A 13674-nucleotide genomic window follows, 5' to 3' on the forward strand; every position below is an offset into this window, starting at 1 on the left:
TATGAAGTCTTTCGTTAAAAATATCACACTTATGGCACTTGCCCTTTCTTTGGAAGGGCAATATGCCACGGCTCAAACACCGACCTATTCGTTGCAACAGCTGAAAGAAACCGCTCTGAAAAGCAATCATATTTTATCGGTAAAACAATGGCAAATAGCCGAACGTGAAGCCAAAATCAAAGAGGACGAAACCAAGCGTTATCCTACAGCTACGGTCAACGGAAATTACCAATACAATTTCAATTTAGCCAACATCACAATTCCTGCGGGTTCTATCGGTGTTTTGCCAGTAAGCACTACTGTACAAGTGCCACTACCCAACGAAGATAAAAATATTCAGATTGGGAATAAAAATCTATACAACTTAGGTGTTACAGCCTATCAGCCTATCAGTCAGCAGATTAAAATCAAGACTGGTTTGGAGGTAAATCGTATGGATGTGGCTATTACAGAAAAAGAAAAACAAAAAATTGCCTTACAAATTACCCAAGGTGTTGAGCAATTGTACTACGGAACACTTATTGCCCAAAAGCAATTAGAAGAAGCTGAAGCGAAATTAGCAGTAGCAAAAGCCAAATTGGGCGATGTCGAAACGGCTATTGCAGCTGGAAAAACCATTGATGTAAACCAAGCAGGCTTATTGGCCAACATTGCCGATGAAGAACAAAATATGTTGAAACTAAGCATTCAAGCACAAAATTATAAATCAGATTTAGTCAAACTAACAGGTATTGCTGATGAAGATTTTAATCTCCAAGAATCCTCTTTTGCCATGGAGCAAATTACTGGTATTGAGAATTTTAAAAGTGCTACTTCTTCAAACCCTGATATCCAAATTGCAAGTTTAACCAAGGAAAAAGCACAGCTAGGTATTAAGGCTGCACAACAAAGTACACTTCCAGATTTTGGATTCGTTACTGGATATACGTATCAATCTGGTAATCCAATTTTACCGAATCATAATCCTTTTGTAGGACTTAATTTAAAGTGGAACGTTCAAGATTTGTTTTCGAATAAACACTTACTCAAACAGCGTGAAGCGCAAGTCAAACAAGCCGAAGAAAACATCTTGAACCTTCAACAACAAGTAACTAGCGATATTGAAAAAGCGTATCGTAAAGTCAACCAAAGCAAATCTTTGATAGCTGTTGCACAACGTGTTTTAGATTATCGTACCAAAGAATTGAAAGTACAAGAAGATAAGCAAGCCGCTGGGTTGAACCTTAAAACGGACATACTCACAACCAAGGCACAAGTGGCCAAGGCCAACGCAGATGTGTACGCTGCACAATTGGCCTATACACTAGCAATATCAGAGCTGAAAAGCTTAATTGGGAACTAGAAAATTACTAACACACATATAAATCCAAGCTAGCCCGTAGATAGAAGTGATGAATCTTGAATGATGAGTTGGGAGTTTATTTTTATAAAACCTCATTTATCCAATATCTCATCTTAACTATTGTGGGCTAGCATTTTTATTTAAGCTGTTTCATTTCAACCTTTCCAATTGTATCGAATCCAACAGTACTCCTCATCTATCAATGGTACTTTCCTATTTTCCCTGCTAGTGCTGGCATCTAATAATAATGAAGATAAGCAATTTTGATAATCGCTCACAATTAGGTGATGACCAACCAGTAAGTCTGTTATGAAAGCTTTCGGTGGTTTGGTCGGAAAAATAGCATTCAAAGAAGAAGATAGCGGGTGAAATAGTTACTGAAGTTCTCTTGATTTTTGTAGAGTTATGTACTACGTGATTAGCTAAAAACTGGCAACCACATTTGAGACATTTATTACCTGTCAATCGTGTATTCTGCATGTATTTTCTTCACAAGAAAATTATTTTTAGACATTATCGCCGTTGGTGCAAAGGTCTTTGGAAGAAATGTTGAATAGAGCTTTTTGAAAAAATACAAAACTTCTTTATTCCTTTCAATGATAAATTTAGATGGAAGTCATTAGGGGCAAAACGTTACTTGGTGGTCTTTAGTAAAATAACCTTTTAACATCATGAAAAAGTCAATCTATTTACTATATAGCATTTCTGTTTTCATACTTGGACTAATAACAGGATGTACCCCTACTAAAGTTTTTAACTTAGAACCTTTTGGAGCTACCAATAGTACTGTTATCAACGGGCGCACTGTTGTGAAGGAATCAAAAGATAGTGTTGATATAGTTGCGTCATTTGTGGGCTTATATCATGATTACGCTGTGTTTGATATAGAAGTATTTAACCGCACAAATCATGATTTACTCGTAGCTCCAAAGGATTTTATGTTGAAGCCTTTTAACGAAGATAAAACACCCTATTTTTATCAAAACCAAGAGTATGTGGGTTATTTGGCCATTGACCCTACCGAAGAAATCATCAAGCTAGATAATAGAATGGTCAAAGAGGAGAAAAGGATTAAAACTGCCAAAACTGTCAATACCATCTTGGCAATTGCAGGGGCTGTGACACTCATAGCAGGTGCAACAAAGTCATCGGGCTATCGAGAAACTGCCTCGGCAAGAAATACAATGGCTTTGGGAGAAACTATGTTGAGGTTTGGACTAACCAAGGGTGCTGTGGATAGAAGTCTTTATTATTCGAGGATGGATCAATATGCTTCAGAGAAAGATGTTTGGCAACATCAAACTTTTCTTAAAAATATAATTTCACCCAACAGCTCGTTAAGAGGTGATGTTTTTATTCGTTATACGGCGGCGGCGCCTCTGATGCAAATATCTTTTCCTACACAAAGTGATGATATTGTAATTTGGTTTGAGAAAGGAAAATAAGTATGAGTGCTGAATTGTGAGTGATGAGTTTTGAGTGTAATTTTATGATTACTAATATTTTATCTCATCAATTTCTTAAATATAATTTTAAATGTAAGATATTGATAATTAAAGTTTTACATTCACAATTCATAACTCATAATTCAGCATTAATACTTAAGTTAGTAGGCAAAATTAAAATACATTTTACCCGCTTTAAGCTCTAGGCTTTATGCTGTAGGTTAAAAGTTAAAAAGTATTTCTCATAAAATAATGGAAGCTTTTTGCCTAATGCCTACGGCTTATAGCCTAAAGTGTATTAATGCAATTTTAAAGCTGTTTTTCAGAAATTTAATCAAAAATATAAATTCCACATTCTACCTTGTACTATACTAATATTGATTACACCAAGCAAACTTTTCGTCTATAATTAGAGCCTTTTCTTGTGTGATAAAATTAAGAAAAGCTTTGGCTACAGGAGAAAAGTTCTTACCCTTCAGCCAGATAATATGCCATGTACTTTGAATAGGGAATCCTTTGACTGGGATTATTTGTAAATCACCATGCGTTAATTCATTTTTGATACCAATCAAGGGCATAATCGAATAGCCCAACCCTGCCAAAACAGCTTGCTTGACAGCCTCATTAGACGTAAGTTCCATTTTTTTATGGATAGGCAACTTATTTTCCTGAACATACGCCTCCATTACATGGCGTGTACCCGAACCATACTCTCGATAAATTAATGGAAGCGAATCTAATAATGAAGTTTCGTAGAAAGAATCATTAAATGTCTCCTCACTATTCCCAATCAAGTAGAGTTTGTTGGACATCAAGTCAATTTTCTCAATTTGGAGATGTACTGGAAGTACAGATACCAATGAAAAGTCCACGTCATTTTGCTCTAAACTTTCAACAACTTTCATTTTGTTGGTCACATCAAGTTTGAGTTCTACGCCTTGATTTACTTTCAAAAAATCATTCAAGAAATAAGGAATAATATATTTTCCTGTAGACACCACTGATATTTTTAGTTTGCCTGCAAGTTGTCCTTTATAGGCTAAAGTTTTGTGATTAATGGCATGCACCTCGTTGAGAATACGCTCAGCAGCAACAGCAATTTCTTTTCCGAAGTCGGTTACAAAAAGTCTTCGCCCTACCACTTCAGTAAGAGAAATGGCGAATTGTTCCTGAAAATTACGTAATTGAATAGACACTGCTGGCTGACTTAGATGCAGTTCTTCGGCGGCTTTTGTAATACTTTGTGTTTGAGTAATTATCAAAAATACTTGAAGTTGATGTAGCGTATAAGGCATGAGGGATTCGGATGTTTTTGACAAATGTACAGTAAAAAGTCCCTTTCGCTACAAATGAATTGAATCTCGGTTGCGAAGTTATTTTATGGAAACTCTTTTTACCACCGTTAATGGCTGACAAATCACGGGGTTACATATAATAGGGTTACAATTGGCATCTGCGCCGTAGTTGCCTTTATAGGCATTTACCATAGCTAAACCAATCGAAGGCATAAACATAGAATTAGCGGAGTTGAGCACCTGTACATCTGCTGGACCTGATGCGTCTGCAACGTTACGGTACAAACGTAATGAGCCAGTACAAGTAGTTAACTGGAATTTGAACATCGGAACATCTACATTGGCAGTGATGTTTTGAACGGTAGGAACACCTAAAGCATACAAATAGATATATTCGTTGGTGGCATTAGTTTTAGACTGCTTACCCCACACCGAAGAACCAACACCGTCCTGCAATGGCAAAGTACCCGTCAGATTTTTGATTTTAGCAAAAGTGCCTATTGGCGCCACAATCGTAAACTGCATCTCAGTAATTTTGTTCAATGTAGTCGTGCTACTATTGTTCAAGTTAGCACTCGATTTCATTGAAGCATAAAACCAACCATCACTCTTGTATTCTATTTTGTAAAAAATTTGAGGAGTAGTTTGCGCTTTTAGCGAAGATACTCCCAAAAGAAGTAATAATATTTGTAATATATATTTAAACCTATTTTTCATACTCATAACCAATGCAAGGATTAACACTTAGGGGTGCTTTTTGAGAAAACCTCAAATATTATGCCACCTCATCAATTGTATGCTAAGTGTTAAAACGTATCCTTGCTTTAGTTAAATATAATATTGCAAACAAAATTGTTGTCTAATCATTTTTGGCACCTGCGTCTATCCATTTTTTTACAACTGTCAATTGACAATCTGTTAGTTTGCCAATGGGAGGCATAGGCGAATAACCTGTTAATGAATTCAGTGAACCCCAGAGGCGTTTATTATCAACATAGCTTTTTACTTGCGTGTAGTTTTCTAAACTCACGCCCCCAGACAAACTCCCTGTTTTGTGGCATCCTACGCAGTTGGTGGTTAGGAGTGGCATAATTGTTTTTGAAAAAGTGACATTTTGCGTGTCAACCACCACCGCACAGTTTACTTCTCTCGCTCCTTGGGTAATCCATTTGGCAATCAAATCTGTTTGTGTTTTTGATAAAGGCTGTGCAGGCGGTGGCGGCATTCGCTCATTATCGGTACGAAGCATAATGGTATATAGCTTGCTTTTTGTAGGACTACCTGGCGTAACTCCTTTCATAATTTTCGAATAAGATGTTAAATCATAGCCGTCAGCATGTGTTTTGGCGTCATGACAACCACTTGTAGCACAATTACTTACAAAAAAAGGCAGTACCTGTGTAGTAAAACAAATAGAATCTCCCTTGGAGGCGTTACTTCCAGTTGTACCACACTGTAAAGTAGAAGCTCCTGTGTTTGGAGCGTTATTTGATGTTCCAGATGTATCTACTGAGGTGGTGCCAGTTGTGTTGTTGGATGAGTCAGTAGGTGATGGATCACCTTTGGTATTTTGACAAGCGATTAATGCCCCAAAAGCTACGACTAAAAGCATACTACTTTTCAAAAATTTCATAGTTATTGAATTTTGGGTAAAAGAATAAAATGATTTTTAATAGAAATAACTTCAGCGATTTTTTCAAAGACTAATTTTGGTATATCTACTTTAAAATCTGCTAGCTTTACATCAAAAGGGGCATCTATGATAATTTTGCCTAACCCAATCTGAAGTTTTGCTTTAACTGTTTTTTCCTGTTTTACTCCATGTATTTCTAATACTCCTTTGATATTTACTTCATAAGTTCCATTTTTCTGAAAATCTATAGCATCTATGATTTTGCCTTTGAAGCTACTCGTTGGAAATTTTGTTGTCTCCATATAATTTTCATTAAAATGCTCTTCCATTAGCTTATTGGGGAATTTGAACCCAATCACCTGAATACGTACCACAACCTCTTTTGTAACTGTATTTAAGGCAGCCGAAACAACCTTATTATCTGCACTAATGTTCTCCATAGGTGTTTCAGAAAAAATCTGAGTCAATCCTGTTGTGGTCATATATACCTGCGCTTGTGCTTTGCTTAACAAGCCAATTAGGCATAAGCTCATAAAAATGATGATTCTCATTGGTGTTGATTTTTTTGTTTATCAAAACTAAATACTCGTGAAATATTGAATCCATAAAAAATATCTCCCATGCTCCATTGACCAGTCGTTTGTCCAATCAAAGCCCTTTCGGTCATACCTTTTGAGTTGGATAAATGCAACTGAAAAACGTGCCCGCCTGTTTCTATGTCAAATCCGATTGAGAGAGGATTCGTAAACTGTGCATCTTGCCCCAAATCAGCCTTACTAAAGGCTGGTAACGTATAGTAATATTCGACATTCAACGAGGTTCGTCGGCTCAACTTAAAGCGTCCGCCCATACCCATACTATAAAGAGTGTTTGCATCGATAGGTGTCTCGGATTTGTTGCGATGCAGCACCGTTGGAGAAACCTGCAAAGAAAGTTTTTCGCCAAACTTCCGAGCTACCAATAGTTGAGCACAGTAACTTTGGCGTTCGAGATTATTGAAATATTGCCTTGTGGGCATCGTTGCCTGTGTAGTAGTATAAGCTGCTATCAATCCTGTGATAGTGACAGGCATATTTTGGCTTCCCGACGATTGACGGAGGAGTTTATACTTTGCGTAATAATCATAAACTTTTTGGTAGCTAGAGCGTCCCAAGCCAACAGTCAATCGGTCGGTAACACCATACTCCAAGCCAAGCCTGATGGTAGACTGGTCGAGACCGAATAGTTCATTAAAACCTGAATTGATAGCTCCGAATCTATGCGAAATCCTAAAATCTAAATGCTTTGCAGCAATGGTTTCGATAGAATGCCCACTTACCAAACGTGTAGATTTGAAAGTAGCAATAGTATAAATGGGTATATCTTTTTGGGCTTTTGCCAGTTCATCTAATAAGTCATCTTGTCCAAAAGACATAGCGATGCCATAGAGCCAAAGCCCCAAAATTAAAAAGCAACGTTTCATATATTTGGTTTTTACGTAGGTAAAAAAGATTTTGGTAGGGTACTAAATAAATATAAGTAAATGGAAATAATCTGTAATAGAATAGGCTTTAAGCCGTAAGCTATACTTCTTGTAAAATCATGAATACATTTTTGCCTAGTGTCTGTAGCATACAACCTAAAGTGTAATAAGGCATTCTTATTTTAGGCAAGGACAATTCTACATTCACAATTCACCCCTCACAATTCAACATTATTCTTAGTTGTTGGTCACTGTAAGAATATTTCCAGAAATACTCACTTGAAAAACCTTAATGCCAGAACGTCCATTGCTATTGAGCCCTGCTCCTGTTTTACTAAAAGCAGCACCGTGGGCAGTACAATAGAATTGGCTGTTCATATATACAATCTCTTGTCTACCTTCATGGCTACAGGTTTGTGTTACAGCCACATATTCGGTGGCGCTTACTTTGGCTAGTACCACATTGTTTTGACGGATATACCCTCCTACATTTTTCAGTGCCGATGCGGCAGTTGTAGTCAAGTCAAGCTTGAGAAGTTCGCCTGTTGGATTAGGGGTAACACTATTTTCATTTTGACACGAACTCAAAGTAGCACCTGTACAATACACAGCAAATAAGGCAGCGCCTTTCAAGCCAAGACTTTTTAAAAATTCATTTCTATCAATCTTTTCAGCGTGACGATTAGTCATAGTTTCTTGCGATTTTGTTTTGTTAAAAGATTTTATAAAGCAGCTTAAACGCCCCTTTATACACAAGATGAGTTTGCTAAAAAAAGGTTGGGTAGACTATCAAAATATTTTATCATGATGTAATTTTTAGGCTATAAGCCGTAAGCATTAGGCAAACACAACTTTTAGCCTACCGCATAAAGCCTAGAGCTTAAAGCGGGTAAAATGAAAGATTGGGCTTTGGGCTTTCAGGTAACGGCTTTCGGCGGTGGGTTTTGGAAAAAGCATGGCTGTGGGTAATAAAAACATTTTAACACTCTGTGCCTTGTGCCTGTTGCCTAGTGCCTAAACACATAACTTAAATCTTATTTTGCACGATTACTTAGCCTTTAATGTAGGTACTGCTAGTCACATATATCACAATACGACTAGCAGTGTTATTGGTAAGTGTTGTTATTAAAAAACAATTTTCCCAAAATCAATTAATTGATAATGTGTACTACGTCCTCCCGCTTCTTCTTTGACCAAAATTTGTTGACTTTCTAAATTTTGAATATCTCTCAATGCCGTATCGTTAGAAACCTTCATCATTTTTGCCCATTTAGATGTATTCAGTTTTCCATCAAAACCATCCATAAGTTTATTCAACATAACATGTTGTCGTTCATTGAGTATCTTAGTTGAAAAGTAAGTCCAATAATGTGCCTTTTTTAATACTGAATCCAGCGTTTGCTCTGCTTCTGTGAGGGCTTTTTCTAAACATGTCAAAAACCAAAATAACCAGTCTGTAATTTCTAAATCTCCCTTTTGGGTTCTTTCGAGCATGGTATAATAAGTTTTTCGTTCTTTTTGTATTTGGGAAGACATACTATAAAAACGCTGTGAACTTTCATCTGAGCGAGCCAATAGTAAATCTGTCAGCGCACGAGCAATTCGACCATTGCCGTCATCAAAAGGGTGAATCGTCACAAACCAAAGATGGGCTATGCCTGCTTTCAAAATCAAATCATAAGGTTGATTTTCATTAAACCACGCCAAAAATGCTTGCATTTCGTCTGGTACTTTTTCGGCTATAGGCGCTTCAAAATGCACAATTTCTCTTCCCATTGCTCCTGATACCACCTGCATTGGACCTTCTTGGGCTGTACGCCAATCGCCCACTGTGATTTTGAACATACCACTTCTGCCTGTTGGGAATAAAGCCGCATGCCAACCAAATAACCGCTCATTGCTCAATGTCTGGGAAAAATGCTTGGTCGCATCCAAGAGCATTTCGACTACCCCATCCACATGGCGGTCGGAAGGCACAGAACTTCCAATGTCCATGCCCAATTTGCGTGCAACTGATGAACGAACTTGTTCAGGATTCAATAATTCACCTTCAATTTCACTTGTTTTAAGGACATCTTCTGTGAGCGTTTTAAGCTCGGCTTCTTCTTGCAAAGAAAAACCCAAACCCATCATTCGCCCTGTTAGTTTGCCCTGCTTATACCGTACCGAAGTCAACAAGGGTGTGATTATTTCGGGGTCCCAAGTAAAATTAGGCCATTTTAGAAGTTGATAGATATACATATTCACCGCATTTTATACTGTGAATATATTCATTATTTACCGCATACGCAATATTCGCTGCATATTTTGCAACGAATATTCAACTTATTTAACGCAAAAAACCTAAATACAGTATAATTTATAGATTTCAAGGTAAAAGTTTCTAGGAAAATCAATTCTTGTTTTATATTTGCAACAGTATTGCAAAAACGATTTTATGTATTGATATAAAACTTTCTATTTTCTCAATTTAAACTTTATACTTTTTTTCATGTACTTACAAAAAATGCTCTCAATGGCAATTTTACTGCTATTGAGCCTGACTACTTTTGCCCAAAATTCGATAAAAGGCAAAGTAGTCGACGAAAATCAACAAGCTATCCCACATGCAAGCGTAAAGCTTAAATCAGCTAAACAAACTAAATCTACTATTACCAACAATGATGGCACTTTTACAATCGAACAACTAGATTTTAGTACAGCACAAATCACCATTAGCTCGATTGGATACAAAACTTTAAGCAAAAAAATTGAGTTTAATACTTCTTCAACACCGCAGATTTTTACTTTAGTTAATGATAATACTGAACTCCAAGCGGTTGAAATTGTGGGTCGTACACAAAAAGATTACAACAGTGAGTACAGTTTTTCGGCTACCAAAATTGCGATCAAAAACAAAGAATTGCCACAAGCGATGAGTACAGTGACTAAGGAGTTAATCGCTGACCGTCAAGCATTTCAGTTAGCCGATGCGGTCAAGATTGCCAGTGGCGTGATTCCTTCTAGTTTTTATAATCAATATAGCATTCGAGGCATTAGTCAAAACGAAGAAGGACAAATCATCAATGGGATGCGTACTCGTCAGTACTATTTTTTACAACCACTCACCACCAACATCGAGCGTGTAGAAGTTCTGAAAGGTCCTGCATCGGTCACTTTTTCGAGTGTTGACCCAGGGGGAAGTATCAATATGGTTACCAAAAAGCCTTTGGCGCAAGAACGCCATGAGGTAAGTTTGAGTGCAGGAAGTTTTAGTACTGTTCGTGGAACTTTCGATTTTACAGGTCCTCTCAATGAGTCAAAAACACTTCTATATCGTCTGAATGGCGCTTATCAAGATGCCAAGTCCTATCGAGATTTGGTCAACAATAACGCTATTTTGATTTCTCCTTCATTTACGTATTTGCCAAGTGACAAAACTGCCATCAATGCTGAATTGATTTATAGCAATCTCAATGGGACACTCGACCGAGGTCAACCGATTTTTGGAGCAGTAGCAGGCGTAACTAATTTGAACAGCACCCCTATTAATACGAGTTTGAGTGCTTCGGGTGATTTTTTTTCGTCAAAAGACCTGATTTTGATGGGAAATCTTTCGCATAAGTTTACGAAGAATTTGATTTTCAATGCGTCCTATATGAAACAAAACTGGTTGGAAGATTTGCAAGAACACCGCACAACCAATGCCTTTGCGACGGATATTACTGGCGCACAGGTAAGTAGCTTGGTCGGAATGCAATTTATCCAACGCAAACAAACATGGAGTACCGATAATATCAACTTGTACCTCAATGCCAATTTTGATTTAGGAAAAACCAGTCATAAACTCTTGGTTGGCTACGATGGACAGTTTTGGCACAAAATCAAAGGAGGTGGGCAAAATGCAGCAAGAGGTTTTTTATTGAAGGATGGAGGTGTCACCAGCAGTTTTTCGGTAGCTAATGCTTCTAATTATCAAACGATTACATACAATGGAAAAACATTACCACGTCCTAATGTGAGTTATTTTGACCTTAACAACCCAAGTTACACAGTCAGAAACCTCAATGATTATACGCTCAATGTTCGCACGGCAATTCCATCGGCGATGACGACAACAGAGGCGATTTATATGCAAGAGCAAATCAAACTGGGAAAATGGTCAGCCTTGTTGAGTTTAAGAAACGAATGGTTTGAGGATATTACCAATTACCATGCTCCCAACGAAGCCTCTTTCAAAAACACTGCACTTATTCCTCGTGTTGGCTTGGCTTACGAAGTAAACAAGACAATTAATGTGTATGGAACTTATCTCAAAGGTTATCAGCCACAATCGAATACGGTTACTTTGATGCCAAGTACAGGTAACTATGTTTGGACTGCCCAATCGGCAGCGATGTTTAAGCCATTGGAAAGTGATTTGAAAGAAGTTGGAGCGAAGGCTACGATTCTTGGAGGACGATTTACCGTAAATTCTGCGATTTATGAAATCAATCAGAAAAATATTCTGATGAATGCCAATGACCCCAGCAATCCAGATTTGTTGGTACAACGTGGAGCCGACAGAAGTAGAGGTTTTGAAGTAGATATAGCAGGTTTCATTTTACCCAATTGGCAATTAAATGCTTCTTACAGCTATATCGATGCTATTGTAGTGATGGACCGTGACGCTAATTTAATTGGTCAACGTAAGGAAAATACACCCAAAAATAGTGCAAACTTATGGACTCGCTACAATTTTGATGCTCAATCGAGTTTGAGTGATTTAGGGATTGGCTTTGGTGTACAATATCAAGGAAGCAAAATTCCTTGGTTTACCCGTGGATTTGAAGTTCCTGCTTTTACCACTTTTGATGCAGCTTTGTATTACACCCCAAGCAAAAGCCATGTTCAAATTGCACTCAATATCAATAACCTTTTTGATACAACATATTGGTTGGGCGCTCAAAACTATACGCGTCTATTCTCAGGTGCTCCTCGTAATTTTATGCTAACGATGACTTACAAATTCTAATTTTCACAGAGACGTTGCCTACAACGTCTCTATTTTCTATAAACCACATAAAAATATGAGATTCTGGATTCTAAAAATTCTAGCAAAACAAGTCTGGCAAAGCACCCTAAAATCTCGAAGTACAAAGGTTTTGATTATATTATTTAACGCTCTGCTCTTGTTTTCGATTTTTACGGGATATTTTACCATGAAAAACCATCACGAAAACACAGAACATTACCATACTAAAGTTCGTGAAGGTTGGGAAAAAAGCCCAGACAAACATCCACACCGCATGGCGCATTACGGCTATGTAGCTTTTCGAGAAAATTACCCTCTAAGTTTTTTTGACTTCGGGATGGACAGTTTTCTAGGGAATGCGGTATTTCTTGAAGCACATCGCCAAAATACAGTGAATTTTTCAGAGGCTAGTTTTTCAAGCGGATTATTACGTTTTGGAGAACTTTCTTGTGCTTTAATTCTCCAACTTTTAATTCCTCTACTACTCATATTTTGGGGTTTTGATTTGATTGCTAAAGAGCGAGAAAATGGAACTCTCAAGATTCTTTTGACACAAGCCATTAGTTGGCAAGAACTTATTTGGGGCAAAACGCTTGGATTGTTTACCCTATCACTTACCGTTTTGTTGCCTGCATTCTTATTGAGTACCCTTTTAATAGGCTTGAATATGGAATCTCACACAGGAGTAGAACCACTTGCAAGATGGGTATTTTTAGCTTTTTTATATCTAATTTACATATTGATTATCAGCTTATTAGTTGTTTTTGTTTCAGCAAAAAGTCAATCTTCTAAGTCGGCACTTACCCAATTGATTGGCTGTTGGCTGATTTTTACCTTGGTTTTACCAAAAATATCTCAAGTTGTTGGACAAAACTTGTATCATTCTCCTTCAAAAATAGAATTTGATACCGCCATCGAAGCCGAATTAATCAAGCTAGGCGATAGTCATAATCCCAACGACCCTCACTTTTCGGCTTTGAAAGACTCCTTGCTCAAAGCTTATGGCGTAGATTCTACTCACAAGTTACCCTTCAATTATGGCGGTGTAGTTATGCAAGAAGGTGAGCGATTGAGTGCCGAAGTGTACAATCGGCATCAAAAGCAACTAGTTCAAACGTACGAATCTCAACAAGATATAGTCAAAAAAACGGCTATTTTGAATCCCTTCATCGCCATCAAAAATATATCGATGGCGCTTTCAGGCACCGATTATGCCAATTATCGAGATTTTCAAAAGCAAACAGAAGCCTATCGCTACCAACTGACACAACACATGAATCAGCTTCAAATCAAGCTAATCAGTAATCAAAAGCGTAAACCTACCGAGAAAAACTACAGTATCAGTCAAAAATACTGGAGTACTTTCCCAGACTTTGAATATCGTTTTTTAGGTCTAGAAACAGTCTTGAAAAGTGAAGTTTATTCATTTTTGACTATGGCAATATGGCTTTGGGGATTGGGCTTTTTGGTAAAAAATCAAGAGAGAAAATTTAAGGCATAAAAG

The 13674-nt window shown here is 37.4% G+C and carries 11 protein-coding genes; 4 read left to right on the forward strand and 7 right to left on the reverse strand.

Annotation, left to right across the window (positions count from 1 at the left end; genetic code table 11):
- Window position 1 precedes the first annotated feature (1 nt).
- Window positions 2-1342, forward strand: coding sequence for a TolC family protein (locus tag QM491_RS14165; RefSeq protein ID WP_283328141.1), 1341 nt, complete (start codon window positions 2-4; stop codon window positions 1340-1342).
- Between the two features lie 671 nt (window positions 1343-2013).
- Entirely contained in the window at window positions 2014-2787 is a 774-nt protein-coding gene (locus tag QM491_RS14170) for a hypothetical protein (RefSeq protein WP_283328142.1), read from the forward strand.
- A 371-nt stretch (window positions 2788-3158) separates the two neighbouring features.
- Here the strand turns inward: QM491_RS14170 and QM491_RS14175 are convergent, their stop codons facing one another.
- The 7 genes from QM491_RS14175 to QM491_RS14205 all read right to left on the reverse strand — a co-directional run bounded on the left by QM491_RS14175 (window position 3159) and on the right by QM491_RS14205 (window position 9418).
- A complete protein-coding gene (locus QM491_RS14175) occupies window positions 3159-4082 on the reverse strand; it encodes a LysR family transcriptional regulator (protein ID WP_283328143.1) in 924 nt (307 codons plus the stop codon).
- Between the two features lie 78 nt (window positions 4083-4160).
- Window positions 4161-4799 (reverse strand): hypothetical protein, encoded by a 639-nt coding sequence (locus QM491_RS14180; protein WP_283328144.1) that lies wholly within the window; start codon window positions 4797-4799, stop codon window positions 4161-4163.
- A 142-nt stretch (window positions 4800-4941) separates the two neighbouring features.
- On the reverse strand, window positions 4942-5715 hold the full coding sequence (locus QM491_RS14185) for a c-type cytochrome domain-containing protein (protein WP_283328145.1): 774 nt from the start codon (window positions 5713-5715) through the stop codon (window positions 4942-4944).
- Between the two features lie 2 nt (window positions 5716-5717).
- Window positions 5718-6266: a YceI family protein gene (locus QM491_RS14190; protein WP_283328146.1), complete on the reverse strand. Its 549-nt coding sequence runs from the start codon at window positions 6264-6266 to the stop codon at window positions 5718-5720.
- The gene (locus QM491_RS14195; RefSeq protein WP_283328147.1) at window positions 6263-7177 is read right to left on the reverse strand and encodes a DUF5777 family beta-barrel protein; all 915 of its coding nucleotides are present in this window, start codon (window positions 7175-7177) and stop codon (window positions 6263-6265) included. Before QM491_RS14195 ends, QM491_RS14190 begins: the two co-directional genes overlap by 4 nt.
- Before the next feature lie 237 nt (window positions 7178-7414).
- Window positions 7415-7867, reverse strand: a complete 453-nt coding sequence (locus QM491_RS14200; protein WP_283328148.1) for a Rieske 2Fe-2S domain-containing protein — start codon at window positions 7865-7867, stop codon at window positions 7415-7417.
- A gap of 435 nt (window positions 7868-8302) precedes the next feature.
- Window positions 8303-9418, reverse strand: coding sequence for a Fic family protein (locus tag QM491_RS14205; protein WP_283328149.1), 1116 nt, complete (start codon window positions 9416-9418; stop codon window positions 8303-8305).
- Window positions 9419-9692: 274 nt separating this feature from the next.
- On the opposite strand from QM491_RS14205, the gene QM491_RS14210 reads away from it, so the two are divergent.
- Both QM491_RS14210 and QM491_RS14215 read left to right on the forward strand, forming a co-directional pair.
- Window positions 9693-12170 carry a TonB-dependent receptor gene (locus tag QM491_RS14210; RefSeq protein WP_283328150.1) on the forward strand — a complete coding sequence of 826 codons (2478 nt, stop codon included), beginning with the start codon at window positions 9693-9695 and terminating at the stop codon, window positions 12168-12170.
- A 55-nt stretch (window positions 12171-12225) separates the two neighbouring features.
- Complete coding sequence (locus QM491_RS14215; RefSeq protein ID WP_283328151.1) at window positions 12226-13671, forward strand: ABC transporter permease; 1446 nt, start codon at window positions 12226-12228, stop codon at window positions 13669-13671.
- The last annotated feature ends 3 nt before the right edge of the window (window positions 13672-13674 follow it).

The organism is Flectobacillus longus, from assembly GCF_030056705.1.
GTDB classification, from domain to species: Bacteria; Bacteroidota; Bacteroidia; order Cytophagales; family Spirosomataceae; genus Flectobacillus; species Flectobacillus longus.

Coding starts and splice junctions, on each gene's coding strand:
- QM491_RS14165 (WP_283328141.1), top strand. CDS start 2: ATGAAGTCTTTCGTTAAAAATATCACACTTATGGCACTTGCCCTTTCT.
- QM491_RS14170 (WP_283328142.1), top strand. CDS start 2,014: ATGAAAAAGTCAATCTATTTACTATATAGCATTTCTGTTTTCATACTT.
- QM491_RS14175 (WP_283328143.1), bottom strand. CDS start 4,082: ATGCCTTATACGCTACATCAACTTCAAGTATTTTTGATAATTACTCAA.
- QM491_RS14180 (WP_283328144.1), bottom strand. CDS start 4,799: ATGAAAAATAGGTTTAAATATATATTACAAATATTATTACTTCTTTTG.
- QM491_RS14185 (WP_283328145.1), bottom strand. CDS start 5,715: ATGAAATTTTTGAAAAGTAGTATGCTTTTAGTCGTAGCTTTTGGGGCA.
- QM491_RS14190 (WP_283328146.1), bottom strand. CDS start 6,266: ATGAGAATCATCATTTTTATGAGCTTATGCCTAATTGGCTTGTTAAGC.
- QM491_RS14195 (WP_283328147.1), bottom strand. CDS start 7,177: ATGAAACGTTGCTTTTTAATTTTGGGGCTTTGGCTCTATGGCATCGCT.
- QM491_RS14200 (WP_283328148.1), bottom strand. CDS start 7,867: ATGACTAATCGTCACGCTGAAAAGATTGATAGAAATGAATTTTTAAAA.
- QM491_RS14205 (WP_283328149.1), bottom strand. CDS start 9,418: ATGTATATCTATCAACTTCTAAAATGGCCTAATTTTACTTGGGACCCC.
- QM491_RS14210 (WP_283328150.1), top strand. CDS start 9,693: ATGGCAATTTTACTGCTATTGAGCCTGACTACTTTTGCCCAAAATTCG.
- QM491_RS14215 (WP_283328151.1), top strand. CDS start 12,226: ATGAGATTCTGGATTCTAAAAATTCTAGCAAAACAAGTCTGGCAAAGC.